This window comes from Brachybacterium epidermidis (assembly GCF_015209585.1).
GTDB lineage: Bacteria > Actinomycetota > Actinomycetes > Actinomycetales > Dermabacteraceae > Brachybacterium > Brachybacterium epidermidis.
This window is the reverse complement of the sequence record NZ_JADEYR010000008.1, coordinates 91,071-114,706: the sequence shown is the minus strand read 5'-3', so window position 1 is coordinate 114,706 and position 23,636 is coordinate 91,071. Positions and strand designations below refer to the sequence as shown.

Sequence of the window (23,636 nt, the reverse complement as noted above, 5' to 3'; positions counted from 1 at the left end):
CACTGCCCCTCGGGCTGGGTGAAGATCGGCAGGGCGGAGGTCTCGGTGGTCACCAGCGACTTCTCATCGGGCCGGTTCGTCAGCACGTTGTTGATGTAGTCCCAGGTGGCGTGGTCGAAGCTGACATCGCTGCCGGAGCGCTCGGAGAGGAACCACTTGTGCTCGAGCACCTCGTGGAAGAACTCCGGCAGCTCCAGCTTGGAGCGCAGGTGGCGGGGGATCGCCCGCACCACGGGCTCGTACACCCGCTGCAGCCACTCGTGGGCCACGAACTCCTCTTCCTCCTCCTGCTGCTCGGTGGCGGCCCGGTAGGAGTCCAGGTCGTTCAGCAGGCGGCGGGCCTGGTTCTCCTGTGCGTCGATCCCCGTCAGGCGCATCAGGCGCCGAGCGTGGTGCCCGGCGTCCACCACCTTGGGGCGGATCGACAGGCTGGTGCCGTCCAGGTCCGTGGTGATCTCCAGCTCGCCCACGTCGAAGCCCAGGGAGTTCAGCTTCTCGATGCGGGCGGCCACCCTCCAGCGCTCGTCGGCCGAGAAGCGCTCCCGGGAGGTGAGGGCATCCCACAGGTCGTTGTAGCGGCGCACCAGGTCATCGCCCACCTCGACCACGTCGGCCTCCGGGTCGAACTGCTCCCCGGCCTGGAGGTCCAGCAGTTCGCCGATGATGTTGGTGCGGGCCAGGTCCAGGTCGTAGGCGCGCTGGCCGTCGGTGAGCTGCTCGTGCAGACTGCCCGTCTCCACGTCCACGATGTACGCGGCGAACGCGCCCGCATCGCGCCGGAACAGGGTGTTGGACAGCGACACGTCCCCCCAGTAGAAGCCCTCCAGGTGCAGTCGCACCAGCAGCACTGCCAGTGCATCCAGCAGGCGGTGCGCGGTGCCGGCCTGGGAGACCTGGCTGAACACGGCGCGGTAGGGCAGCGAGAACTGCAGGTGCCGGGTGACCAGCACGGCGTCCAGCGGCTCGCCCTCGGGTGTGCAGCGCCCCGAGATCACCGCGAAGGGCGCCACGGCCGGGATGCCGAGCCTCCCCAGCACCCGCAGCATCTCGTACTCGCGGCGGGCCAGGGCGTGGTCGATCTCCTTGAGCGCCAGCACGCGGCCGGAGATCCGCACGAAGCGCACCACGTGGCGGGAGATGCCGCGGGGCAGGGCGGCCAGGATGTCCTCCGGCCACTCCTCCAGCGGGCGGTCCCAGGGCAGGTCCAGCAGGGCCGGATCCGCACGGGACGCAGTGATCTCCAGGGGCGTCATGCCCCCATTCTGCCCTCTTCCGCGGCGCGGTCCCGCATATGACGACGGGCGCCCGGCCGAAGCCGGACGCCCGTCGAGCGATCAGGTGAGGTCAGTCACCCAGGCGCTGGCCGTTGGCCACGTCGAACAGGTGCAGGTGGCCCTGCTTCGGGCGCAGGTGCACCGTCTCGCCCTTCTGCGGAGGACGGCGACCGTCCACACGCGCGATGAACGGCTTGGCGGTGTCGGCGCTGCCGGCGAGACGGCCGTAGATGTAGGCGTCCGCGCCGAGCTCCTCGACCACGTCGACCTCGACCGGCAGGCCCTCGCCCTCACCGGCGAGCTCCAGGTCCTCGGGGCGCACGCCCACGGTGACGGAGTTCTGGTCGGTGCCGGACAGGGTGGCGCGGTCCACGGGCAGCACGGTGCCACCGAACTGGACGCCCTGGTCGGTGAGGGTCTGCTCGATCAGGTTCATCGCCGGGGAACCGATGAAGCCGGCCACGAACACGTTGTTCGGGTGGTCGTACATGCGGCGGGGCGAATCGATCTGCTGGAGCACACCGGCGTTGAGCACCGCCACGCGGTCGCCCATCGTCATGGCCTCGGTCTGGTCGTGCGTCACGTACACGGTGGTGACACCGAGGCGGCGCTGCAGCGAGGCGATCTGGGTACGGGTGGACACGCGCAGCTTGGCGTCGAGGTTCGACAGCGGCTCGTCCATGAGGAACACCTGCGGGGAGCGCACGATCGCACGGCCCATGGCCACACGCTGGCGCTGACCGCCGGAGAGGGCCTTGGGCTTGCGGTCCAGGTACTCGGTGAGGTCCAGGATCGCCGCGGCGTCCTCCACGCGCTTGCGGATCTCCGCCTTGTTGACGCCGGCGATCTTCAGGGCGAAGCCCATGTTGTCGGCCACGGTCATGTGCGGGTACAGCGCGTAGTTCTGGAACACCATCGCGATGTCGCGGTCCTTCGGCGGGACGTCGGTGACGTCACGATCGCCGATCAGGATGCGGCCCGCGTCTATCTCCTCGAGGCCGGCGAGCATGCGCAGAGAGGTGGACTTGCCGCAGCCCGAGGGGCCGACGAACACGAGGAACTCACCGTCGCCGATCTCAATGTTGAGGCTGTCCACTGCCGGGCGCTCCTGGCCCGGGTAGATGCGCGAGGCATTGTCGAATGTCACTGTTGCCATGGTGTTTCCCTTCACCGGCAGGTACGTGCCGGACGGTCCGTTGTGAAGTGCTGCTCACCGGTCTGCGCTCTCGCGAGGAGGTGCGCCCTTGCACCGGTCGGCACAGTCTACAGCAGGCGGGGGGCTCGTCCCGTGCCGAAGGGCTGGTGGGACTGCCGTGCCGGGGATCGAGCCGGGGATACTGGCCCGGTGGACATCGCACAGCTCACCCGGAAGATCCTCGACCGCCGTGCCGCCCCGCAGGGGCCCGTGCCGATCGTGCAGGCCGGTCACCCCGCCCTGCGCAGACGACCCCTGGCAGCCCGCGGCCGCCTCGATGCCGCGCTGCTGCGCGAACTGGTCGAGGCCATGACCGTCACCATGCGCGAGGCCCCCGGGGTGGGGCTCGCGGCGCCCCAGATCGGCCTGCCGCTGCGCCTGTACGTGATCGAGGACCGCTTCGCCCCTGCGGAGCAGTCGGACCAGCAGCAGGGGGTGCCCGAGCAGGGGGCCGACCTGCAGGATCCGCTGGAGCGCACCCCGGTGGCCCTGCGCGCGTTCCTGGACCCCGAGGTGGAGCTGCTCGGCGAGCAGGCCGTCTACGCCTGGGAGGGGTGCCTGTCGGTCGACGGTTGGCAGTCGATCGTGGCGCGGTCGCGCCGGGTGCGTCTGCGCGCCGTCGAGCTGCTGGCCGACGACGAGCTGCGCGAGATCGACGAGGAGTTCGTGGGCTGGCCCGCCCGCATCGTGCAGCACGAGACCGACCACCTGGCCGGGATCCTCTGCCACGACCGCGGCGTCCCGCGCTCCTTCGTGCAGGCCGGGTACACCGCTCTGTACGAGGACATGCCCGAGGCGGTGCGTCGGCTGGGCCTCGAGGGGGAGATCACCCGATTGGGGACCGGTCAGGTGCTCGTGGAGCGCACGCCAGGGGAAAAGCGATAGCTTGACCCCTGTCCACGACCCACTCGTAAGGAGCCCCCGGTGAGCCCCAGCACCCCTGACCCGGAGCAGCAGGACAGCCACGCCGACGGCGAGTTCGTCGAGCAGATCGACGAGCGCTGGATGTCGCTGATCGACACCGCCCTGAAGGTGCAGACCCCCCTGGCCCGCAGCTACGTGTCCCGCCTGCGCGCCAAGCACCCCGGCGCCACGCGGGAGGAGCTGCTCGAGCACGTCTCCGATCGCTTCACGAACCTGCTCACCGTGACCGGCGCAGGCGTGGGCGGCGTCGCCGCCCTGCCCGGCATCGGCACCGCCGTCGCGGTGGGCGTGAGCGTCGGTGAAGGAGTCTCCTTCGCCGAGGCCTGCGCCTTCCTGACCCTCTCGGCCGCCGAGATCTACGGCGTCGACATGCGCGACAAGCGGACCAGGCAGCTGGTGATGACCGCGGTCCTGGGCGGTGAGCACGGGACGGAGATCGTCGCCAAGGCCCTGGGCAAGCAGGGCCTGCAGTGGAACGCCGTCCTGGGCGGCAGCGGCCGCGTGCCTGCCCTGGTGAACAAGCAGATCACCCGGTACGTGCGCCGCCGGGTGATGGCCCGCAGCGGTGGTCTCTGGCTGGGACGCCTGCTGCCCTTCGGGGTGGGTGCCGTCATCGGCGGCGTCGGCTCCCGCACCGTGGCACGCTCCGTGGTCGAGGCGGTCGAGGAGATCTTCCACCACGCCCCCACCATTGAGGGCGAGCTGGCCGGGGATCGCCGCTCCCTGGAGAGCTGACACGCCGAGCCCCCGCGGCAGGACGCGCAGGAGCCCCCGAGCCGATCGGCTCGGGGGCTCCGCTGCGCGTGAGGGGGCGCCGTGCGCCGCCGATGTACCCGTGCGGCGGATGCCGCTCAGACCTCCTGGGTGAACTCGTTGGCGTGCTCGGTGCCGGCGGCGCGCTGGTACGAGCGGCGGATCTCCGCCTCGGCGTCGGAGCGGCCCTCCCAGTGGGCGCCCTCCACGCTCTTGCCGGGCTCGAGGTCCTTGTACACCTCGAAGAAGTGCTGGATCTCCAGGCGGTGGAACTCCGAGACGTCGGTCAGCTCCTGACGGCGCACCTGGCGGCGGTCGCCCACCGGCACCGCGATGATCTTGTCGTCACCGCCGGCCTCGTCGCGCATGCGGAACATGCCCAGGGCGCGGCAGCGGATCAGGCAGCCGGGAAAGGTGGGCTCCTCCAGCAGCACCAGGCAGTCCAGCGGGTCGCCGTCCTCACCGAGGGTGCCCTCGATGAAGCCGTAGTCGTCCGGGTACCGGGTCGCGGTGAACAGCATCCGGTCCAGGCGGATGCGGCCGTTGTGATGATCGACCTCGTACTTGTTGCGGTTCCCTCGAGGGATCTCGATGGTCACGTCGAATTCCATGACGCCTGCTCCGTTGCGGTCCAGCCCTGAGGGCACTGCTGCTGACCGGGACACTCTATCGTGAGGGGATGCCCACCGAGCGACTGTGGCGAGCCGCCGCCATCACCCTGTGCGCTGCCGTGCCCGTCAGCTTCTACGTGATCGGTGACGTGACCGATGCCTTCCCCGGGGTGCTCACCGTGGCCGACGAGGAGGAGGGCCCCGCCTCCGGCCCTCGCGCGCAGGGGGAGGACTACGACCGCGTCACCGCCGCCGCCCCCATCCCGCCCGTGGCACCGGAGGTCCCCGATGCCCAGGCCCAGGACCTGCAGGCCCGCATGGACGCGCACGCCGCACTGCCCGTCGTGGACGGCAACCTCTCCTACGCCGTGGTGGACGCCGGGACGGGAGAGCAGCTGGCGGGCCGGGACGCCCACACCGTCCATGTCCCCGCCTCCACCCTCAAGCTGCTCACCGCCGCCGCCGTGCTGCGGCAGTACACCGGGACCGAGGTGCTCACCACCCGCGCCGCTGTGCAGGACGGCACCGTCACCCTGCAGGGCGGCGGGGACATGACCCTGAGCGAGGACGAGCTGCGCGAACTCGCCGACGGCGCCGCCGAGCTGGCCCGTGAGCAGGGCACCACCTCCGTCACCGTGGCCCTGGACACCGGGTTCCTCACCGGAGGCGCCAACTCGGCCTGGGGGGACAACGGCACCGCCGGCGGGTGGGTGACCCCCACCGCCTCGATCGCGGTGGACCGCGGCTGGCTCGACGGCACCCAGTACGGCCCCAAGTCCACCGATCCCGCAGGTGATGCGGCGCGCCTGTTCGCGAGCATGCTCACCGAGGCGGGGCTCGAGGTGCAGGGCGAGGTGAGTGCGGGCACCGCACCCGAAGGGGCTCCGTCCGTACAGGTGGAGTCCGAGCCGATCGTGGACATCGTGCGGCACACCCTGCTGATCTCCGACAACACCACAGCCGAGCTCCTGGCGCACCTGGTGGCGCTCCAGCGGGGCGAGGAGACCACGCCCCAGGGTGCGGCAGCCGCCGTCGAGGCCGAGATCCGCGAGCTGGGCGTCGAGCTGGGCCTGCCCCAGCAGGACCTGGACGCCCTGCAGATCCTCGACGGCTCCGGCCTGTCCCGCGACAACCGCGTGCCCCCGGCGCTGCTGGCGGCCGTGATGGGCCAGGTGGCCTCCGGGGAGGTCGCCGGTCTCGAGCAGATCCTGTTCGACGTCCCCGTCGCCGGTCTCTCCGGGACCCTGGCCGACCGCTTCGACGCGGCCGGCACCCAGGACGCCCGCGGCATCGTGCGCGGCAAGACGGGCTATCTCGGCGGGGCTGCGACCCTGGCCGGGGTGGCCGTGCTGCCGGGTGGCCGCACGGTGGGCTATTCGATCGTGGTGCACGGGTTCGAAGGGTCCAGCGCCCTGGAGGCCAGGGCTGCCGTCGATGCCGTGGCCGCCGAACTGGTGCAGGAGGACTGATGGCCGGCCCTGCGCCCGTGATCGCCCGTGCCCGCACGGCCGTGCGCGTGAGCCTCACCTCCCGTCTCGAGGAGCTCGCCGACGACACCGCCGCCGGCCGCCACGCGCCCCGCCTGCTGGTGGGCGTCAGCGGGGGAGCGGACTCCCTGGCGCTGCTGGCCACCACTGCCTGGGTGGCCTCCCGCATGGGCCTGGAGGCGGAGGCCGGGATCGTCGACCACGGCCTGCAGGAGACCTCCGCACGGGTCGCCGAGCGCGCCGGCGCCCAGGTCGAGCGACTGGGGGCCACCGCCCATGTGCTGCGCATCGAGGTTCCGGACCACGCCCCCGGTGGCCTGGAGAACGCCGCTCGGGACGCTCGTCACCACGCTCTCGAACGGCTCGCGGAGGAACGGGGCTCCCTGGCCCTGCTGCTGGGGCACACTTTGGACGACCAGGCCGAGCAGGTGCTGATGGCCCTGGCTCGCGGCGCCGGCCCCAGGGCGCTGGCAGGCATTCCCCGTCGGCGCGGCCTGCTGCTGAGGCCGTTCCTGGGCAGCGGTCGCGACGAGACCACCGCACTGCGCCGGGCGGACACCGAACAGATCTGCCGCCTGCTCGACGTGGACTTCTGGCAGGACCCCATGAACAGCGACCCCATGTACCTGCGCTCCCGGGTCCGGCATCGCCTGATGCCGCTGCTGCGGGAGGTGCTGGGCGAGCAGATCGACGAGAACCTGGCGCGCTCGGCCGACCTGGTGCGGCCGGACTCGGAGCATCTCGATGCCGAGGCCGCGGTGCTGCTGGAGGGCCTGCGTCGCGATGCGGCACCCACCCGTGAGGAGGACGACCTGCTGCTGCTGGACGTGCACGCCCTGGCGGCGACGCCCGAGCCGCTGCGCACCCGCGTGCTGCGTGATGCCTCACGCCTGGCCGAGCAGATCGCGGCCACGCCGTCGGGCAAGTCCCTGCTGCGACGGCAGGTGCTCGCGATCGACGCCCTGACCGTCAGATGGCACGGTCAGGCTTCCGTACCGCTACCGGGTAGGATCGAGGTCGCTCGCCGCGACGGCCTGCTGGTGTGGCGCCGCAACGATCCGTGAGCCGCGGCGCACGCACCCCACCCGAATCCACGGAGGAGACCCGCGTGCCTCTCATGCACCCCCATCCCGACGTCGATCACGTGCTGCTGACCGAGCAGCAGATCCACGACCGGCTCGACGAGCTCGGTGCCCAGATCGCCGCGGACTACGCCGAGGAGCCCCCGATCCTGGTGGGCGTGCTCAAGGGTGCGGTGATGGTGATGGCCGACCTCGCCCGCCGCATCGACCTCAAGGTCGAGATGGACTGGATGGCCGTGTCCTCCTACGGCTCCGGCACCAAGTCCTCCGGGGTGGTGCGGATCCTCAAGGACCTCGGCACCGACATCTCCGGACGCGACGTGCTGATCGTCGAGGACATCATCGACTCCGGCCTCACCCTGAAGTGGCTGCTGTCCAACCTCCGCTCGCGCGGCCCGCGCAGCGTCGAGGTGTGCACCCTGCTGCGCAAGCCCGATGCCGCCCGCGTGGAGATCGACGTGCGCTACGTCGGCTTCGACATCCCGCCGGAGTTCGTGATCGGCTACGGCCTGGACTACGCCGAGGCCTACCGCAACCTTCCGTACGTGGGCGTGCTCAAGCGCTCGGTCTACGAGGGCTGAGATGGCAGAGAACACCGGCAAGAGCGCCAAGCCTGCCAAGAAGAGGCGGCCGGGCGCGGGCATCGCGCTGTGGATCATCCTGGCGCTGCTGCTGGGCATGACCCTGTTCTCCCTGCTGGGCCGCGACGGCTTCCAGCAGATCGACACCGAGCAGGGCCTCGAGCTGCTCGAGGGCGGCACCGTCGAGCAGGCCAAGATCATCGGCGGCAACCAGCAGCGCGTGGACCTCGTGCTCACCGAGGACTTCGTCGACGGCGAGGACAACAAGGGCAAGCAGGTCCGCTTCAGCTACGTCACCGCACGTGGCGAGGCGATCGTGCAGGCCGTCGAGGATGCCGAGCCTGCCAAGGGCTACACCGACGAGATCGCCTCCAGCTCCTGGGGGACCACCCTGCTGATCTCCTTCCTGCCACTGCTGATCTTCTTCGGCCTGTTCTGGTTCCTGATCATGAACGCGCAGGGCGGCGGCCGTGCCATGCAGTTCGGCAAGTCCAAGGCCAAGCTGTTCAACAAGGAGGCCCCCAAGGTCACCTTCGCGGACGTGGCCGGGGCCGAGGAGGCCGTCGAGGAGCTCGACGAGATCAAGCAGTTCCTGGTGGACCCGGGCCGGTACCAGGCCGTCGGCGCCAAGATCCCCAAGGGCGTGCTGCTGTACGGCCCGCCCGGCACCGGCAAGACCCTGCTGGCCCGCGCCGTGGCCGGTGAGGCCAACGTGCCGTTCTACTCCATCTCCGGCTCCGACTTCGTGGAGATGTTCGTGGGTGTGGGCGCCAGCCGCGTGCGCGACCTGTTCAACACCGCCAAGGAGAACGCGCCGGCGATCATCTTCATCGACGAGATCGACGCCGTGGGCCGCCATCGCGGCGCCGGCATGGGCGGTGGCCACGACGAGCGCGAGCAGACCCTGAACCAGATGCTGGTGGAGATGGACGGGTTCGACGAGAACCAGAACGTGATCCTCATCGCCGCCACCAACCGCGTGGACATCCTGGACCCGGCCCTGCTGCGTCCGGGCCGCTTCGACCGCCAGATCGCCGTGGAGGCCCCGGACCTCAAGGGCCGCCTGCACATCCTCGGCGTGCACGCCAAGGGCAAGCCCCTCGCGCACGACGTGGACCTCGAGGCCGTGGCCCGCCGCACCATCGGCATGTCCGGTGCGGATCTGGCCAACGTGCTGAACGAGGCCGCGCTGCTCACGGCCCGCTCCGGCAACCAGATCATCGACAACCGCGCCCTGGACGAGGCCATCGACCGCGTCTCCATGGGGCCCCAGCGGTACTCCAAGGTGATGAGCGAGCGGGAGCGGCAGATGACCGCGTACCACGAGGGCGGGCACGCCCTGGTGGCCGCGGCCCTGAACAACTCCGCCCCCGTCACCAAGGTGACGATCCTGCCGCGCGGCCGTGCCGGCGGCTACACGATGGTGGTGCCCACCCAGGACCGCAACTACCAGTCCCGCAACGAGCTGCTGGACCGCCTGGCCTACGCCATGGGTGGCTACGCCGTGGAGGAGAGCATCTTCCACGACGTCACCACCGGCCCCTCCAGCGACCTGCAGAACGCGACCAAGATCGCCCGCACCATGGTGATGCAGCTGGGCATGAGCGAGGCCGTCGGCCAGGTCGCCCTCTCCGGCGATCAGGACGAGGTCTTCGTCGGCATGCAGCAGGGTCAGGCGCCCCGCTTCAGCGGCGAGACCGCGACCCTGGTCGACCAGGAGGTGCGCAAGCTCCTGGACAACGCCCTGGACGAGGCCCACGCGGTGATCGTGGAGAACCGCCACGTGCTGGACCGCCTGGTGGAGGAGCTGCTGGAGAAGGAGACCCTGGGCGAGCGCGAGCTCGCCGAGGTGTTTGCCGACGTGAGGAAGCGGCCCCTGCGCGAGGTGTGGCAGTCCAGCGAGGACCGTCCCACACTGGAGGCCCCCAAGGCCGGCGCCACCACCACGGCCACCGGGGCGGAGTCCTCTGATGCGGGTGAGCCGCTGACCCCCGGTCCGCCCGAGCTGCCGCACCCCGGTGGTGACGGTCCGGACATCCCCGGTGCCCCCGGTGTGCAGGGGCCGTTAGACGGACCGACGGGCGCCTGAGATGGCCATCGACCAGCAGCGCATCGCCGCGGCCGTGCGGGAGATCCTCGCCGGGCTGGGGGAGGACCCGGATCGGGACGGTCTGCGCGAGACGCCCGCGCGAGTGGCCCGAATGTACGCCGAGGTGTTCCAGGGCCTGGAGGAGGATGCCGAGCAGCCGCTGTCGACCACCTTCGACATCGACCACCAGGAACTGGTGCTGGTGCGGGACATCCGCTTCCACTCGATGTGCGAGCACCATCTGCTGCCCTTCTTCGGCGTCGCCCACGTGGGCTACATCCCCGGCAACGGCACGGTGACCGGTCTGAGCAAGCTGGCCCGCCTGGTCCACGTGTACGCGCGGCGCCCCCAGGTGCAGGAGCGCATCACCACCCAGATCGCCGATGCGCTGATGAAGCAGCTGAGCGCGGCCGGGGCGATCGTGGTGATCGAGGCCGAGCACATGTGCATGTCCATGCGGGGGGTGCGGGCCGATGGCGCCCGCACCGTCACCAGTGCCGTGCGCGGGATGCTGCGCGACAGCGCCACCACCCGCGCCGAGGCCATGACCCTGATCAGCCGGGGCTGAGCCGATGACCGGGGCTGAGCCGATCACAGCAGGTGCGCCGACGCAGCGGCGTCGGCCCGCCGGTCTGCCCTCGCAGCTGGACGGGCAGGGCACCCTGGTGATGGGCATCCTCAACGTCACACCGGCCTCCTTTTCCGACGGCGGCGAGCACAGCGGCACCGCCGAGGCCGTCGCGCACGGACGCCTGCTGGCCGCCCAGGGTGCGGCGATCATCGACGTGGGCGGTGAGTCCACCCGGCCCGGTGCCCCCCGTGTCGAGGAGGACGAAGAGCTGCGGCGCGTGGTGCCCGTGGTGCGCGCCCTCGCCGAGGACGGTCATGTGGTCAGCGTGGACACCATGCGGGCCTCCGTCGCCGCCGCCTGCGTCGAGGCGGGTGCACTGATCATCAACGACGTCTCCGCGGGACTCGCCGATGCCGAGATGGGCCGGGAGGCCGCCCGGCTGCGCACACGCCTGGGCACCCCGCCGGTGTTCGTGGCCATGCACTGGCGCGGGCACAGTGACGTGATGACAGGCATGGCCAACTACGCGGACGTGGCGCGCGACAGCGCCGCCGAGCTCGCCGAGCGTCTGCACGCACTGCGGGAGGCCGGGGTGGAGGACCGCTTCCTGGTGGTCGACCCCGGGCTGGGCTTCTCCAAGACGGGCGAGCAGAACTGGGAGGTGCTGGCCCACTGGGAGGCGATCGCCGAGCACGGGCTGCCGATCCTCGTCGGAGCCTCCCGCAAGCGCTTCCTGGGGACGCTGGACGTGGACCGGGATGCCGCTACCGCTGCCGTCAGTGCTTACAGCGCCGAGCACGGAGCCTGGGCGGTGCGCGTCCACGAGGTCCCCGGTTCCCTCGCCGCCGTGCGGGTGGGGGACCGGCTGCGCCGTGCCAGGGCCGCGAGGAGCCGACGGTGACCGGACAGGACGCACCCGGCGCAGAGCCCGCACGACCGGGCGATGAGCAGGCTCGCCTCCGCGGCGCGGGCGAGCTCGACGTGATCGAGCTGACCGGTCTGCGCGGCTGGGGCCACCACGGGGTGCTGGAGCAGGAGAAGCAGATCGGCCAGGAGTTCGTGGTGGATGTGGCCCTGGGCCTGTCCACCGGCCCCGCCGGCCGCACCGACGCCCTGTCCCGCACCGTGAACTACGCCGAGATCGCCCAGCTCGTGCAGAGGGAGATCACCACCGGCGCTCGCGACCTGATCGAGACCCTCGCCGAGCGCATCGCCTCCGGCGCGCTCCAGGCGCATCCGTTGCTACGGCGCGTGCAGGTCACCGTGCACAAGCCCTCCGCCCCCGTGGGGATCCCCTTCGAGGACGTCCGGGTGAGGATCACGCGCCACGCGTCTCCCGTCGAGGCCGTGCTGGCCCTCGGCACCAACCTGGGGGACCGCCCGCAGCACCTCCAACGCGCCCTCACCGTGCTCGAGTCCACCGACGGCCTGGAGATCGCGTGGACCGGACCGGTGCTCGAGACCGATCCCGTGGGCGGTCCCGAGCAGGGCGCCTACCTCAACTCCGCGATCGGCGTGCACACCGTTCTGGGGCCCTTCGAGCTGCTGGCCGCCGCGCAGTCCGCCGAGCGCCACGCCCGGCGCGAGCGGCGCGAGCACTGGGGCCCGCGCACGCTGGACGTCGACGTGATCACCTACGGTCCGATGCGGCTGGAGGACCCGGAGCTCACCCTCCCGCATCCCCGCGCCCATGAGCGCGCCTTCGTGCTCGCTCCCTGGCACGCGGCCCGCCCCAAGGCCGAGCTGCCCGGGCATGGCCCCGTCGGCGACCTGCTCGCGGCGGCGGCCGACCGCGACGGACTGCGCCCCGGGCCCGCCGTGGAAGGATTCGACCGGCCGTGAGACCGCTCAACATCCCGGTGCTGGTCGTCATCGCCGTGCTGGCCGCCGTGTTCGGCGCACAGATGATGAACACCCTGGCGGCGCGCGGGCACTCGGTGCCGGTGACGGGTTGGCTCACCGCAGGGGTGCTCGCCATCCTGAGCGCCGTGCTGCTCGCGTACGGACTGCCGCTGCGGCGCTACATGCAGGAGAGCGAGGAGCGCTCCCTGCACCCCTCGCTCGCGCCGCGCAGGCACCAGATCGACCTTCCCACCGCCTTCCGCACCGTGCTGCTGGCGCGGGCCTGCGCCTACACCGGGGCCCTGGTGGGCGGGATCTTCACCGGTCAGGCCCTGTTCCTCCTGGTCAGCGGTACCGGTGACCCGTGGGACGCTGTCCTTCCCACGGCGGCCGCGGCGGTGGCCGGTCTCGCACTGGGCGTGCTCGGCGTGCTGGTGGAGCGGTGGGGCAAGCTTCCCCCGGAGGACGGTGACGGCGGTGTCGAGGGCGCCGAGGCGAGCGGCTGACGGCGGCGCACCGGACGAGCGGTCGATCCGCTCCCGGTGAGAGATCGACCAAACGCGGGTGAGGTGGCCGACCTGCGGCGGAGGTCCACGAGCGCTCCGAGTGCGACCATGGATGCCATGAACCAACCTCCTCGAGAGTTCGTCGAACCGCCGGAGTCGCAGCTGCAGGTCCCGGTCGAGACGCAGCGCGGCCCCGCCCCGATGCCGCGGGTTTCCGAACGCCGTCTTGAGGCCGCGCAGAAGCCGGGGCCTCGTTCTGAGTCATCGGATCGCGAGCCGTCGGATCGCGAGCCGTCGGATCCTCCGGTCCCGATCGTCACCGACGACGGCCCCCGCATCGGCGCAAGCGGGCTGAAGCCCGTCTCCCCGAAGCTGATTCCCGCTCGCTACATCGCAGGCATCCCCGGGTACGTGACCGGGGTGCTGATGATCGCCGCCTGCCTGGTGCTGTGGTGGTGGCAGGGCTGGTGGTGGCTGGGCCTGGTCGCCGTGATCCCCGCCATCACCGTGGTGCAGGGGCTGCTGTTCACCCCGCGCCGGGTCCGCGCCATCGGCTACCTCGACGGTGAGGACGAGCTGATCGTCGCCTCCGGACTCATGTTCCGCAATGTCGTCACCGTGCCGTACGGCCGCATCCAATCGGTGAAGATCGACGAGGGACCCGTGGACCGCTCCTACGGCCTGGCCAAGATCAGCTTCACCACCGCCGCAGACGCGGGCGAGACCCTGCCGGGCCTTCCCAAGGAGGAGGCCGAGCGGCTGCGCGAGCTGCTCACCCGCCGCGGCATCGACACCATGGCGGCGCTGTGACCGCCCCCGGCACCGAGCCGACCGCCGGCCCGGGGACCGAGGCGACCGCCGGCCCGAGCCATCAGACCACCATCGGCCCGGACGACAACCCGGCGACAGGCTCCGAGGCAGCCACCATCGCGCACCGCCGCACCCACCCCATCACCCCGCTGGTGACGGGCTGGAAGATCGTGGTGGGCATCGTCGCTGTCCTCACCGCCCAGAACATTGCGCGCCTGGCCGGCGACTTCACCTGGGGTCGCGCCCTGGCGGCACTCGGCATCCTGGTCGTCGCCGTAGTGATCGCGGTGGTGGCGTCGGCCCTGTCCTGGTGGTTCACCACCTATGCGGTGGACGAGTCCGGGGTGGCGCTGCACAAGGGGCTGCTGAGCAAGTCCCGCGAGTTCGCTCCCCGCGAGAAGATCGAATCGGTCACCGTGGAACGCCCGTTCCTCGCTCGCCTGCTGGGCCTGTCCAAGGTGAGGGTGGAGGTCGCCGGGGGAGGGGAGTCCTACCTCGACATCGAGTACGTGCGTGCCGCGGACGCCGAGGAGCTGCGCACCCGTATCCTCGCGGTCGCCGCCGGGGTGGACCCCCGGCAGGTGGACGCCGCGAGCACTCCGACGGCCCCCGGGGATCTGACGGACGCGGACCAGGAGCCGTCGGCCGACGGCGCCCCGCCGGCCAGCGCCCCGCCGGCCAGCGCCCCTGACCCGCTGCGGAAGCTGCTGAAGGGCGAGGTGGAGGACGGTGAGCTGATCGCCGAGATCCCCACCCAGCGCCTGGTCCATTCGCTCGTTCGCGACGCCGACTTCCTGCTCAGCATCGTGTTCGGAATCATCGGCGGGATCGTCGCCATCGGGCTGGGCATCTGGCAGGACGGCTTCGCCTTCGCCTCCCTGATCGCGCTGCTGCCGGCGCTGATCGCCCTGCCCAAGTACGTGTTCGGTCGGATCGAGGGTGGCTGGGGCTTTGTCTCCCGCATCACCGACCGGGGCCTGCGGATGCGTCGCGGTCTGCTGAACACCCGCACCGACAACATCGCCACCGGCCGCATCCAGCGCTTCGCCCTGAAACGGCCCCTGCTGTGGCGCTCACCCGGCTGGACCTCCGTCAGCGTCACCGTGGCCGGTATCGGCGACGACAGCAACGAGGCCTCCAACGTTCTGCCTGTCGGCACTCGCGAGGAGCTGTGGCTGACCCTCGGGCACCTCGCACCCACCCTGGGCACCGCCGACGACATGGCCACCCTCGAGCACCTGCTCACCGCCCCCGCCCGCGACATCGACGGGCTGCGCGCGCCGCATCGCCTGCAGTGGTATTCCCGCCGCACCCAGGTCGTGGTACTGCTGCCGGGGGTCCTGATCCAGCGCCACGGCCTGCTGGCCCGCAAGCTCGTGATCATCCCCCGCGACCGCATCCAGCAGGTCGCGATCGAGGACGACCCCTTCGCGCGTCGACTCCGGTCCCTCGATCTCAAGGTGGGGGTGGCCGGTCACACGGAGACCATCGGTGACCTGCCCCGTGAAGCGGCCCGACACCTGCACGCCGTGCTGGCCCACGATGCCGCCACCTCCCGTCGCTACAGCGACCGCTCCACCTGGCGCGAACCCGCTCTGGCGCTGTCGGCGTCGTCAGGCGCCGGGCAGGAGACCGGGAGATGAGCGCCCCGCGCCTGGGGATCGGGGTGATCGGCGCCGGCAGGGTGGGTGCTGTGCTCGGCGCTGCCCTGCGCGCCGAGGGGCACGGCATCACCGGTGCCTACGCCGTCTCCGACGCGTCCCGTGCCCGTGCCCAGGAGCTCCTTCCTCGGGTGCCCCTGCTGGATGTGCCCGCCATCGTGGAGCGCAGCGAGATGCTGCTGCTGGCCGTCCCCGACGACCAGCTGGGGCCGCTGGTCAGCGGGATCGCCACCACGGGACTGGCCCCGGGAGGGCAGCTGGTGGTGCACACCTCCGGCAGCCACGGCATCGGGGTGCTGGCACCCCTGGCCAGGGCCGGCTGCGCCACCCTCGCGATCCATCCCGCCATGACCTTCACCGGAACCCGCGACGACCTGGCCCGCCTGGTGGGCTGCCCGATGGCGATCACCGCGGAGCAGGCATTCCTGCCCGTCGCCGCCGCGCTGGTGGTCGAGCTGGGCGGGGAGGCCACCGTGCTTCCCGAGGGCGATCGGCCGCTCTACCACGCAGCCCTCGCCCACGGCGCCAACCACCTGGTGGTGCTGGTGGACCAGGCTCTCGATGCGCTCTCGCGCCTGGGGATCGACAACCCCGGAGCCTATCTGCGCCCCCTGCTGGAGGCCGCCCTGGACGAGTCCCTGCGCCGCGGCTCCGCGGCCCTGACCGGACCCGTCGTCCGCGGCGACGCCGGAACGGTGGCCGCCCACCTGGAGGCGCTCGGGGATCTCGATGCCACCGCGGTGCGCGGTGCGCGCGGTGACACCGCGGCGACGTATCGTGCTCTGGCACGGGCGACACTGGCCCGCGCGGGACTGGCCCCCGAGGTGGCACACGCGATCCAGCAGCTGCTGGATGCAGCCGCGCCCGATGCCGGCGAGGGCCCGGACCAGGACGCAGCGACGGAGGATCGATGACCGAGACCGGGAGCAACCGCACCACCACCGTGGTGCGCACCAAGCAGCATCTGCGTGAGCGCCGCGCCGCCATGGACGGCACGGTCGCGGTGGTGATGACCATGGGGTCGCTGCACGAGGGGCACCTGATGCTCATCGAGCGTGCCCGCGAGCTCGCCGACCACGTGATCCTCACCGACTTCGTCAATCCCCTGCAGTTCGGGCCCGGCGAGGACTTCGACGCCTACCCCCGGGACCTCGAGGGTGACCTGGCGATGGTGGACGGCATGGTGGACCTGGTGTTCGCGCCCGCCACCGAGGAGATGTACCCGACGCTGCCGCCGATGGTCAGCGTCACCGCGGGCGAGATCGCCACCCTCTACGAGGGCGCCTCCCGGCCCGGCCACTTCAACGGCGTGGCGACTGTGGTCACCAAGCTGCTGAACCTCACCACTCCCGACATCGCCGTGTTCGGCCGCAAGGACGCCCAGCAGCTCGCCATCGTCCAGTCCCTGGTGAACGATCTCGACCTGCCGGTGCGCATCGAACCGGTGGACATCCAGCGTGAGCCCGAGGGCCTGGCCCGCTCGAGCCGCAACCTGTTCCTGAGCGAGGAGGGCCGGGGCCACGCCCTGGGGCTGTCCGCCACCATCGCCGCCGCACGGGAGGCGGCCCCCTCCCTCAGCGGTGTGCTACGCGTGCTCGAGCAGGCGACGTCGGGGACGGCTCCGTACTCACCGCGCACCGCCGGGCTGCGCTTCGACTACGCCCTGGCCCTGGACCCGGCCACACTGCGACTGGTCGCCCCCGACCACCGCGGCCCCACCCTGGTGATGCTCGCCGGCTGGGTGGACGGCACCCGCCTGCTGGACGCGGCTGTGGTGCAGACGACAGAGCCCTGAGGCCGAAGCGCACCAGTCGGCGAGGTTCTGAGACAATCGCCGCCATGAGTGCAGATCCCCAGACCCCCGACTCCGTCGACACCCCCGAGCCGGTCGACACGTCCGACCAGGTCGCGGTGCGCAGGGCCAAGCGGGAGCGGCTGCTCGAGCGCGGGGAGGAGGCCTACCCCGTCTCCGTGCCGGTCACCACCACGATCGCGTCCGTGCGCGAGCGGTACGGGCACCTCGAAGCCGGTCAGGAGACTGAGGACGAGGTCGGTGTGGCCGGCCGCGTCGTGTTCCAGCGCAACACGGGCAAGCTGGCGTTCGTCACCGTGCAGGACGGTGAGGGGCGGCGCCTGCAGATCATGCTGTCCCAGGCGAAGGTGGGGGCCGAGCGGCTGGCCGATCTGAAGGCCGATGTGGATCTGGGCGATCACGTGTTCTTCCACGGCACGGTGGGATCCTCCCGGCGCGGTGAGCTGAGCGTGTTCGCCGATTCCTGGCAGATGGCCGCCAAGGCAGTGCGCCCCCTTCCCGTTCTGCACGCGGAGCTCTCTGAGGAATCGCGGGTGCGCCGTCGTTACGTCGACCTGATCGTGCGGCAGGATGCGCGGGACACGGCTCGACTGCGTTCCCGGGTCATGCATTCCCTGCGCGAGTCCTTCCACCGCCGCGATTTCGTCGAGGTGGAGACGCCGATGCTCCAGGTGATTCCCTCCGGTGCGGCGGCGCGCCCCTTCGTGACGCATATGAATGCGTTCGATCTGGATCTGTACCTGCGGATCGCTCCCGAGCTGTTCCTCAAGCGCGCAGCCGTGGGCGGTATGGAGCGGGTGTTCGAGATCAATCGCAATTTCCGCAACGAGGGTGCAGATTCCACGCACTCGCCGGAGTTCTCCATGCTCGAGGCGTACCAGGCCTACGGGGACTACGACACGATCGGCGACCTCACCCGGGAGCTGGTGCAGGAGGCCGCCGAGGCGGCCACCGGCTCCCAGGTGGTCACCCTTGCCGACGGATCCGAGTACGACCTCTCGGGGGACTGGCAGAAGATCACCGTGTACGGCTCGCTCTCGGAGTCGCTGGGGCAGGAGATCACGCCGGAGACCACCCCGGAGCAGCTGCGCCAGGTGGGGCGCTCCCTGGGCCTGGACCTCGACCACCCCAAGTACGGCCACGGCAAGCTGGTCGAGGAGCTGTTCGAGCACCGGGTGGGCGATCACCTGCACGCGCCCACCTTCGTGCGGGACTTCCCGGTGGAGACCAGCCCGCTGGTGCGCGCCCATCGCTCCACGCCCGGCGTGGTGGAGAAGTGGGACCTGTACGTGCGCGGCTTCGAGCTGGGCACCGGGTACTCCGAGCTCGTCGATCCGGTGATCCAGCGCGAGCGCTTCGCCCAGCAGGCCGCGCTCGCCGCCCAGGGCGACGACGAGGCGATGCGTCTGGACGAGGACTTCCTGGAGGCCATGGAGTACGCCCTGCCGCCCACGGGCGGCATGGGAATGGGCGTGGACCGCCTGCTCATGGCGCTCACCGGGCTGGGCATTCGCGAGACCGTCCTGTTCCCGCTCGTGAAGCCGGAGGCGTGAGGTGGGTGAAGGATTCTGGTTCGAGGCCGGCGCGCTGGTGCCGTCGATCGGCGTGGGACTGCTGTTCTGGTTCGTGATGCGCTCCATCCTGAGGGCCGATCGCTCCGAGCGGGAGGCCGATAAACAGGCCGAGAAGGAATACCTGGCGCAGCGGCGCGCCCGTGAAAAAGGGGATGATGATCCCACCATTACATCCACAGATTGATCTCAGCGCCGAAGGAATACATAATGAGCGAGCTGGCCGAACCGGCGCAGGGACGTACCGCCCCTGTTTCTGAGCGACGAGGGAGAACCGGAATGGCGCGTAAGACCTACGTGGAACTGATCGACGACATCGACGGCGAGAAGGCAGCGGAGACGGTGAGCTTCGCCCTGGACGGCGTGGCCTACGAGATCGATCTGTCCGAGGACAATGCCGCCAAGCTGCGCGGCGAGCTGGGCACCTGGGTCGAGAAGGCCCGCCGGGTGGGCGGCCGTCGCTCCCGCGGCGCCGGCAGTGCCGGATCCGGCAGCTCGAACGACACCCCCCGCATCCGCGAGTGGGCCCGCTCCAACGGCTACGAGGTCTCCGACCGCGGCCGTATCTCCAGCGAGATCCGCTCCGCCTACTACGCGGCGCAGGGGAACTGACCGTCCCCGATGCCAACAGAAGGCCCGTCACCATCCGTGGTGACGGGCCTTCGTCGTCGCGCGTGCCGAGCTGGTGCGCGCCACAGGCTCCGTGCCGGTGCGCTCACCAGCCCCGGATCGACCAGGAGGCGGCGTGCTCGGCGCCGGGGGAGAGGCGCACCACGTCGGTCCCGGAGCGGAAGGCGTCCGGAGGGCAGGTCATCGGCTCGACCGCCAGCCCCACCCGGTTGTTCTCCGGCTCCGGACGGTCCGCCGTGTGCAGCTGCAGCCAGGTGCACTCGGCCCCGGCCGTGAGCTGCACGCCGGTCCCGCCCGGTGCGGTCACCCGCACCACGAACATGCCGTGCTCGTCGCGCTCCAGGTCGGTGAAGGCATGGTCGATGGCCTGGTCACCGATCACGCGCGGTTGGGTGAAGTCGAACTCGCCGTCTCGCTCCACCGGTGCGGTGCCGGTGGGCAGCAGGCGATCCTCGGTGACGGTGAGCACGGTGCCCAGTCCCGCCTGCAGGGACCACTCCTCCAGCGGCTCCGGGCCGGCCACCAGGTAGGGGTGGGGGCACACCCCGTAGGGGGCGTCCTCGGCCCCGAGGTTCCGGGCGGTGACGGTGCAGCTGAGCCCCGTCTCGGCATCCAGGGTGTAGCGCACGGTCATCAGGAGCTGGAAGGGGTACCCGGTGGTGGGCATCAGCTGGGTGCGCAGCACCACCTCGTCCTCGCAGACCGCTGCCGGAGTGTACGCCTGGAAGCACAGCAGGCCGTGCAGCGCATTGCCGCGCTCGACCTCGTTGATGGGCACTTGCAGCTTTTGGCCGTCCCAGGTGTACGCCCCATCGCCGATGCGATTGGGCCAGGGGGCCACCACGGCGCCGCGGTAGTGCAGCATCGGGCCCTGCTCCGGGCTGCGCACCAGCAGGTCGCGGCCATCGACGGTGAGGGACTCCAGGGTGGCGCCGACGGTGGAGACGACGGCGGTGTAGGGGCCCGCGCTGAGGGTCAGCTCCTCGCCGCGGGCGCGGGCGGCGGTCACGGGGGTCGCCGCAGCGGCCGGGGGCGTGGCGGCGGGTGTGGACGGGGAGGTCTCGCTCATCCCTGCTTCTCCTTCGTGCTCGGTTCGTCACCGGCGGGCTGCTCGGGCTCGATCAGCACCACCTCGAGGCGCCGCGGGCCGTGCACGCCCTCGACGCGGTCCAGCTCGATGTCGCTGGTGGCGCTGGGCCCGGAGATCATGGTCCAGGGCGCGCCAGGATCCTCGCCCATGCGCTCGATGCCCTTGGGCACCCCCAGCACCACCTGCTCGGCCCGCACCACCACCACGTGGCGATCGGGGACCAGGGTGATCGCGCGACGACCGCACAGCTCGTCCCCGCGCAGCACCAGGGTGCCGGTCAGTGCGATGGCCGTGTGGCAACCGGTGAGCACCGCGTCGACCTCGTCGAGCTGGTGCGCGCTGAGAGTCCCGTCGTCGGTCAGCAGCTGCGCATCCAGGCCCTGGGTCCATTCCCCGGGGATCCCGCGGGGGACCACGACGCTGCCGGCGCCGTCTAGGGCCTGCGCGATCGCCGCCGCGGCAGCGGGCTCGGTGGTGCGGTGCACCACCGTGGTGTAGTCCTCGAGTCGCTGCACCAGCACGTCGCGCACCTTGCCGGGGTCGGTGCCGGTCTCCTGCTTGTCGTCCGCCCGCTGGTAGGCGCGCGGCACGTCGGCGTATGTGGTGACGTCATCGCGGCGGGGTGCGGCCAGCGCGGTGCGCACGCGCGCCAGGATCTCCTCCTTGGCGCTCATCCCCGGGGTGCGCGCGGGGCGGCGGTCGTCCCAGGTGCTCATGCTTCCCCTCCGTTCTGCGCGGTGCGGTCGGTGCCGCTTCCGGAGCGCGGGGCCTTCGGCTGCTCCGGCTCATCGCGGGCACCGGGCTGCTGATCCGTCGCTGCGCTGTGCTTCTCCCTGGCGGCCCACCACGAGCGGAAGGACTGCCCGGGATGCGGGAGGTCCCGGTGGTCCGTCCACCCGGGCACCAGGGGGAGCACCCCGGGCAGGCGACCGATGTTCTCCCCGGGGAGCACCCGGGAGAGGGGACCGGCCGAGCGCACCGCGGCGTCGTAGGCCCGCGGGGAGGACATCAGGCGGCCGGCACCCTTCATGGCCACGTCCCAGGTGCCGCGGAACTGCCCGCGGGCCTCCCGGCGCTGATCGACTTCCTTGGCCCGCAGGTGCACCAGGATCGAGGGGATGTCGATCTTCACGGGGCACACGTCGTAGCAGGCCCCGCACAGGCTGGAGGCGTACGGCAGGGTCGCGTTGGGATCCTCCGGGTCGCTCACGCCGGTCATCTGCGGGGACAGGATCGCCCCGATCGGGCCCGGGTAGGTGGAACCGTAGGCATGGCCGCCCGTGCGCTGGTACACGGGGCACACGTTCAGGCAGGCGGAGCAGCGGATGCAGTGCAGGGCCGAGCGGCCTTCGGGGTCCTCCAGCACCGCACTGCGGCCGTTGTCCAGCAGCACCAGGTGGAACTCCTGCGGGCCGTCCCCCTCGGCCACCCCGGTGAACAGGGTGGTGTACGGGTTCATGCGCTCACCGGTGGAGGAGCGCGGCAGCAGCTGCAGGAACACCTCGAGGTCCTGGAAGCTGGGCACGATCTTCTCGATCCCCACCACCGAGATCAGGGTGCGGGGCAGGGTCAGGCACATGCGGCCGTTGCCCTCGGACTCCACCACCACCAGGGTGCCGGTGTCGGCCACGGCGAAGTTCGCACCGGAGATCGCCACGGACTGCTCCATGTCCAGGAACCGCTCGCGCAGGAACCGACGGGCGGCACCGGCCAGGGCAGCCGGGTCGTCGGTGATCTCGGGGTCGATGTCCGGCATGGCCTGCAGGAAGATCTCGCGGATCTGGGCGCGGTTGCGGTGGATCGCGGGGACCAGGATGTGGCTGGGGGCGTCCCCGGCCAGCTGCACGATCAGCTCGGCCAGGTCCGACTCGATCACGCGCACGCCTGCGTGGGCCAGCGTCTCGTTCAGGCCGATCTCCTGGGTGGCCATGGACTTCACCTTCAGCACGTCCTGGGCGCCGCGCTCGAGGGTGAGCCGGGTGACGATCTCCCCGGCCTCCTCGGCGTCACGGGCCCAGTGCACGGTGCCGCCGGCGGCGGTCACGGAAGCCTCCAGCTGCTCCAGCAGCTCGGGCAGGTGATCGGTGACGTGCCACTTCAGGGCGCTGCCGGCATCACGCAGCTTCTGCCAGTCCCGCATCTCCCGCACCACCGAGGCGCGCTTGGCCTGGATGGTGGCGGTGGCGTAGGTGAGGTTGCCCCGCAGCACCTCGTCCCCCAGGGCGTCCCGTGCGGCGGCGGGGAAGCCCCGGGTGCCGCGCAGGTGCGAGGAGGGGGAGGCGTGCTGGGGTCGCACGGCCGGCATCCCGAGGTCGACGGTGTCCATGCGGCCCTCCCGGCTCATGAGGCCCTCCCCAGGATGGTCCCGGAGGGCACGAACGGCTCCTCGCGCGTGGAGGCGAGGATCTGCGCCAGGTGGATCGCGCGGGGAGCGGAGTCACCCGCGTGCTCCCGGTGCAGCTTCCCGCCGATGTTCATCAGGCACGAGGCGTCCCCGGCCACCACGTACTCCGCGCCGCTGGCCACCACGTTGGCGGCCTTGTCGGTGACCATCGCATCGGAGGTGGCGTCGTTCTTGACCGAGAAGGTGCCGCCGAAGCCGCAGCAGGTGTCCGACTGCGGCAGGTTCACCACCTCGATGCCCTCCACGGCGCGCAGCAGGCGCAGCGGGCGCGGGCCCACCTTCAGGATCCGCATCGAGTGGCAGGTGGGGTGGTAGGTCACCGTGTGCGGGAAGTACGCGCCCACATCGGTCACCTTGAGCACGTCCACCAGCAGCTCCGAGAGCTCGTAGGTCTTGGCGGCCACGGCCGCGGCGCGCTCCTCCAGCTCCGCATCGCCCTCGTGGCGGGCCACCAGGGGGTGCTGCTCGCGCACGCAGCCGGCGCAGGAGCCCGAGGGCATCACGATCGCGTCCACCTCCTCCAGCTGCGACTCGAAGGTGTCCACGAAGCTGCGCACCACCGGTGCGGCCTCCTTGTAGTACCCGGTGTTGGTGTGCATCTGGCCGCAGCAGGTCTGGCGGCGGTCGAAGACCACCTCGTGCCCCAGCCGCTCCAGGAGCATCACGGTGGACCGGGCCACGTCCGGGGTCATCACGTCCACCAGACAGGTGGGCATCAGGGAGATGCGCATGCGGTTCCTCC

Annotated in this window: 24 protein-coding genes; 17 read left to right on the top strand and 7 right to left on the bottom strand. The window is 71.2% G+C overall.

Annotation, left to right across the window (positions count from 1 at the left end):
• Nucleotides 1–1,253 (bottom strand): DUF4032 domain-containing protein (locus tag IOE58_RS09045; RefSeq protein WP_193866066.1); only part of this gene is annotated, 1,253 nt, incomplete at its 3' end.
• A gap of 91 nt (nt 1,254–1,344) precedes the next feature.
• Complete coding sequence (locus IOE58_RS09040; protein WP_193866065.1) at nt 1,345–2,430, bottom strand: ABC transporter ATP-binding protein; 1,086 nt, start codon at nt 2,428–2,430, stop codon at nt 1,345–1,347.
• Between the two features lie 189 nt (nt 2,431–2,619).
• On the opposite strand from IOE58_RS09040, the gene IOE58_RS09035 reads away from it, so the two are divergent.
• Together IOE58_RS09035 and IOE58_RS09030 are read left to right on the top strand one after the other, a co-directional pair.
• The gene (locus tag IOE58_RS09035) at nt 2,620–3,354 is read left to right on the top strand and encodes a peptide deformylase (protein ID WP_193866064.1); all 735 of its coding nucleotides are present in this window, start codon (nt 2,620–2,622) and stop codon (nt 3,352–3,354) included.
• 39 nt (nt 3,355–3,393) lie between these two features.
• Nucleotides 3,394–4,128 carry a hypothetical protein gene (locus tag IOE58_RS09030; RefSeq protein WP_193866063.1) on the top strand — a complete coding sequence of 245 codons (735 nt, stop codon included), beginning with the start codon at nt 3,394–3,396 and terminating at the stop codon, nt 4,126–4,128.
• A 116-nt stretch (nt 4,129–4,244) separates the two neighbouring features.
• Here the strand turns inward: IOE58_RS09030 and IOE58_RS09025 are convergent, their stop codons facing one another.
• Complete coding sequence (locus tag IOE58_RS09025; protein ID WP_193866062.1) at nt 4,245–4,757, bottom strand: inorganic diphosphatase; 513 nt, start codon at nt 4,755–4,757, stop codon at nt 4,245–4,247.
• Nucleotides 4,758–4,825: 68 nt separating this feature from the next.
• Between IOE58_RS09025 and IOE58_RS09020 the strand changes: the two genes are divergently transcribed.
• The 15 genes from IOE58_RS09020 to IOE58_RS08950 all read left to right on the top strand — a co-directional run bounded on the left by IOE58_RS09020 (nt 4,826) and on the right by IOE58_RS08950 (nt 19,382).
• Nucleotides 4,826–6,226 (top strand): D-alanyl-D-alanine carboxypeptidase/D-alanyl-D-alanine-endopeptidase, encoded by a 1,401-nt coding sequence (locus tag IOE58_RS09020; protein ID WP_193866061.1) that lies wholly within the window; start codon nt 4,826–4,828, stop codon nt 6,224–6,226.
• Entirely contained in the window at nt 6,226–7,308 is a 1,083-nt protein-coding gene (gene tilS, locus IOE58_RS09015; protein WP_193866060.1) for a tRNA lysidine(34) synthetase TilS, read from the top strand. The genes IOE58_RS09020 and tilS overlap by 1 nt, the downstream gene beginning before the upstream one ends.
• Nucleotides 7,309–7,361: 53 nt before the next feature.
• A complete protein-coding gene (gene hpt, locus IOE58_RS09010) occupies nt 7,362–7,907 on the top strand; it encodes a hypoxanthine phosphoribosyltransferase (RefSeq protein ID WP_193866075.1) in 546 nt (181 codons plus the stop codon).
• Between the two features lies 1 nt (nt 7,908).
• Nucleotides 7,909–9,996, top strand: coding sequence for an ATP-dependent zinc metalloprotease FtsH (ftsH, locus tag IOE58_RS09005; RefSeq protein ID WP_193866059.1), 2,088 nt, complete (start codon nt 7,909–7,911; stop codon nt 9,994–9,996).
• Between the two features lies 1 nt (nt 9,997).
• Nucleotides 9,998–10,564, top strand: coding sequence for a GTP cyclohydrolase I FolE (gene folE, locus IOE58_RS09000; protein WP_193866058.1), 567 nt, complete (start codon nt 9,998–10,000; stop codon nt 10,562–10,564).
• Between the two features lie 4 nt (nt 10,565–10,568).
• Nucleotides 10,569–11,468, top strand: a complete 900-nt coding sequence (gene folP, locus IOE58_RS08995) for a dihydropteroate synthase (RefSeq protein WP_228019438.1) — start codon at nt 10,569–10,571, stop codon at nt 11,466–11,468.
• Nucleotides 11,465–12,409 (top strand): 2-amino-4-hydroxy-6-hydroxymethyldihydropteridine diphosphokinase, encoded by a 945-nt coding sequence (gene folK, locus IOE58_RS08990; RefSeq protein ID WP_193866057.1) that lies wholly within the window; start codon nt 11,465–11,467, stop codon nt 12,407–12,409. The genes folP and folK overlap by 4 nt, the downstream gene beginning before the upstream one ends.
• Nucleotides 12,406–12,915, top strand: a complete 510-nt coding sequence (locus IOE58_RS08985) for a DUF3180 domain-containing protein (protein ID WP_193866056.1) — start codon at nt 12,406–12,408, stop codon at nt 12,913–12,915. Before folK ends, IOE58_RS08985 begins: the two co-directional genes overlap by 4 nt.
• A 117-nt stretch (nt 12,916–13,032) precedes the next feature.
• On the top strand, nt 13,033–13,725 hold the full coding sequence (locus IOE58_RS08980; protein ID WP_228019436.1) for a PH domain-containing protein: 693 nt from the start codon (nt 13,033–13,035) through the stop codon (nt 13,723–13,725).
• On the top strand, nt 13,722–15,368 hold the full coding sequence (locus tag IOE58_RS08975) for a PH domain-containing protein (protein ID WP_193866054.1): 1,647 nt from the start codon (nt 13,722–13,724) through the stop codon (nt 15,366–15,368). The genes IOE58_RS08980 and IOE58_RS08975 overlap by 4 nt, the downstream gene beginning before the upstream one ends.
• Nucleotides 15,365–16,300, top strand: coding sequence for a Rossmann-like and DUF2520 domain-containing protein (locus IOE58_RS08970; protein ID WP_193866053.1), 936 nt, complete (start codon nt 15,365–15,367; stop codon nt 16,298–16,300). The genes IOE58_RS08975 and IOE58_RS08970 overlap by 4 nt, the downstream gene beginning before the upstream one ends.
• A complete protein-coding gene (gene panC / locus IOE58_RS08965) occupies nt 16,297–17,181 on the top strand; it encodes a pantoate--beta-alanine ligase (protein WP_193866052.1) in 885 nt (294 codons plus the stop codon). Before IOE58_RS08970 ends, panC begins: the two co-directional genes overlap by 4 nt.
• 44 nt (nt 17,182–17,225) lie before the next feature.
• Complete coding sequence (gene lysS / locus IOE58_RS08960) at nt 17,226–18,752, top strand: lysine--tRNA ligase (RefSeq protein WP_193866051.1); 1,527 nt, start codon at nt 17,226–17,228, stop codon at nt 18,750–18,752.
• A gap of 1 nt (nt 18,753) precedes the next feature.
• Nucleotides 18,754–18,957, top strand: a complete 204-nt coding sequence (locus tag IOE58_RS08955) for a hypothetical protein (protein ID WP_193866050.1) — start codon at nt 18,754–18,756, stop codon at nt 18,955–18,957.
• Nucleotides 18,958–19,049: 92 nt separating this feature from the next.
• Nucleotides 19,050–19,382 carry a histone-like nucleoid-structuring protein Lsr2 gene (locus tag IOE58_RS08950; protein WP_193866049.1) on the top strand — a complete coding sequence of 111 codons (333 nt, stop codon included), beginning with the start codon at nt 19,050–19,052 and terminating at the stop codon, nt 19,380–19,382.
• 103 nt (nt 19,383–19,485) lie between these two features.
• Here IOE58_RS08950 and IOE58_RS08945 read toward each other — a convergent pair whose 3' ends face one another.
• Genes IOE58_RS08945 through IOE58_RS08930 form a run of 4 tightly spaced genes read right to left on the bottom strand, consistent with a single transcriptional unit; the run spans nt 19,486 to nt 23,625 of the window.
• A complete protein-coding gene (locus tag IOE58_RS08945; RefSeq protein ID WP_193866048.1) occupies nt 19,486–20,469 on the bottom strand; it encodes an aldose 1-epimerase family protein in 984 nt (327 codons plus the stop codon).
• A complete protein-coding gene (locus IOE58_RS08940) occupies nt 20,466–21,206 on the bottom strand; it encodes a LutC/YkgG family protein (protein WP_193866047.1) in 741 nt (246 codons plus the stop codon). The genes IOE58_RS08945 and IOE58_RS08940 overlap by 4 nt, the downstream gene beginning before the upstream one ends.
• The gene (locus IOE58_RS08935; RefSeq protein ID WP_228019433.1) at nt 21,203–22,816 is read right to left on the bottom strand and encodes a lactate utilization protein B; all 1,614 of its coding nucleotides are present in this window, start codon (nt 22,814–22,816) and stop codon (nt 21,203–21,205) included. The genes IOE58_RS08940 and IOE58_RS08935 overlap by 4 nt, the downstream gene beginning before the upstream one ends.
• 14 nt (nt 22,817–22,830) lie before the next feature.
• Nucleotides 22,831–23,625, bottom strand: coding sequence for a (Fe-S)-binding protein (locus IOE58_RS08930; protein WP_193866046.1), 795 nt, complete (start codon nt 23,623–23,625; stop codon nt 22,831–22,833).
• Nucleotides 23,626–23,636 lie beyond the last annotated feature (11 nt).

Coding starts and splice junctions, on each gene's coding strand:
- lysS (WP_193866051.1), top strand. CDS start 17,226: ATGAGTGCAGATCCCCAGACCCCCGACTCCGTCGACACCCCCGAGCCG.
- IOE58_RS08930 (WP_193866046.1), bottom strand. CDS start 23,625: ATGCGCATCTCCCTGATGCCCACCTGTCTGGTGGACGTGATGACCCCG.
- IOE58_RS08945 (WP_193866048.1), bottom strand. CDS start 20,469: ATGAGCGAGACCTCCCCGTCCACACCCGCCGCCACGCCCCCGGCCGCT.
- ftsH (WP_193866059.1), top strand. CDS start 7,909: ATGGCAGAGAACACCGGCAAGAGCGCCAAGCCTGCCAAGAAGAGGCGG.
- IOE58_RS09025 (WP_193866062.1), bottom strand. CDS start 4,757: ATGGAATTCGACGTGACCATCGAGATCCCTCGAGGGAACCGCAACAAG.
- IOE58_RS09020 (WP_193866061.1), top strand. CDS start 4,826: ATGCCCACCGAGCGACTGTGGCGAGCCGCCGCCATCACCCTGTGCGCT.
- tilS (WP_193866060.1), top strand. CDS start 6,226: ATGGCCGGCCCTGCGCCCGTGATCGCCCGTGCCCGCACGGCCGTGCGC.
- folE (WP_193866058.1), top strand. CDS start 9,998: ATGGCCATCGACCAGCAGCGCATCGCCGCGGCCGTGCGGGAGATCCTC.
- IOE58_RS08950 (WP_193866049.1), top strand. CDS start 19,050: ATGGCGCGTAAGACCTACGTGGAACTGATCGACGACATCGACGGCGAG.
- folP (WP_228019438.1), top strand. CDS start 10,569: ATGACCGGGGCTGAGCCGATCACAGCAGGTGCGCCGACGCAGCGGCGT.
- IOE58_RS08940 (WP_193866047.1), bottom strand. CDS start 21,206: ATGAGCACCTGGGACGACCGCCGCCCCGCGCGCACCCCGGGGATGAGC.
- IOE58_RS08970 (WP_193866053.1), top strand. CDS start 15,365: ATGAGCGCCCCGCGCCTGGGGATCGGGGTGATCGGCGCCGGCAGGGTG.
- IOE58_RS08980 (WP_228019436.1), top strand. CDS start 13,033: ATGAACCAACCTCCTCGAGAGTTCGTCGAACCGCCGGAGTCGCAGCTG.
- panC (WP_193866052.1), top strand. CDS start 16,297: ATGACCGAGACCGGGAGCAACCGCACCACCACCGTGGTGCGCACCAAG.
- IOE58_RS08935 (WP_228019433.1), bottom strand. CDS start 22,816: ATGGACACCGTCGACCTCGGGATGCCGGCCGTGCGACCCCAGCACGCC.
- hpt (WP_193866075.1), top strand. CDS start 7,362: ATGCACCCCCATCCCGACGTCGATCACGTGCTGCTGACCGAGCAGCAG.
- IOE58_RS09040 (WP_193866065.1), bottom strand. CDS start 2,430: ATGGCAACAGTGACATTCGACAATGCCTCGCGCATCTACCCGGGCCAG.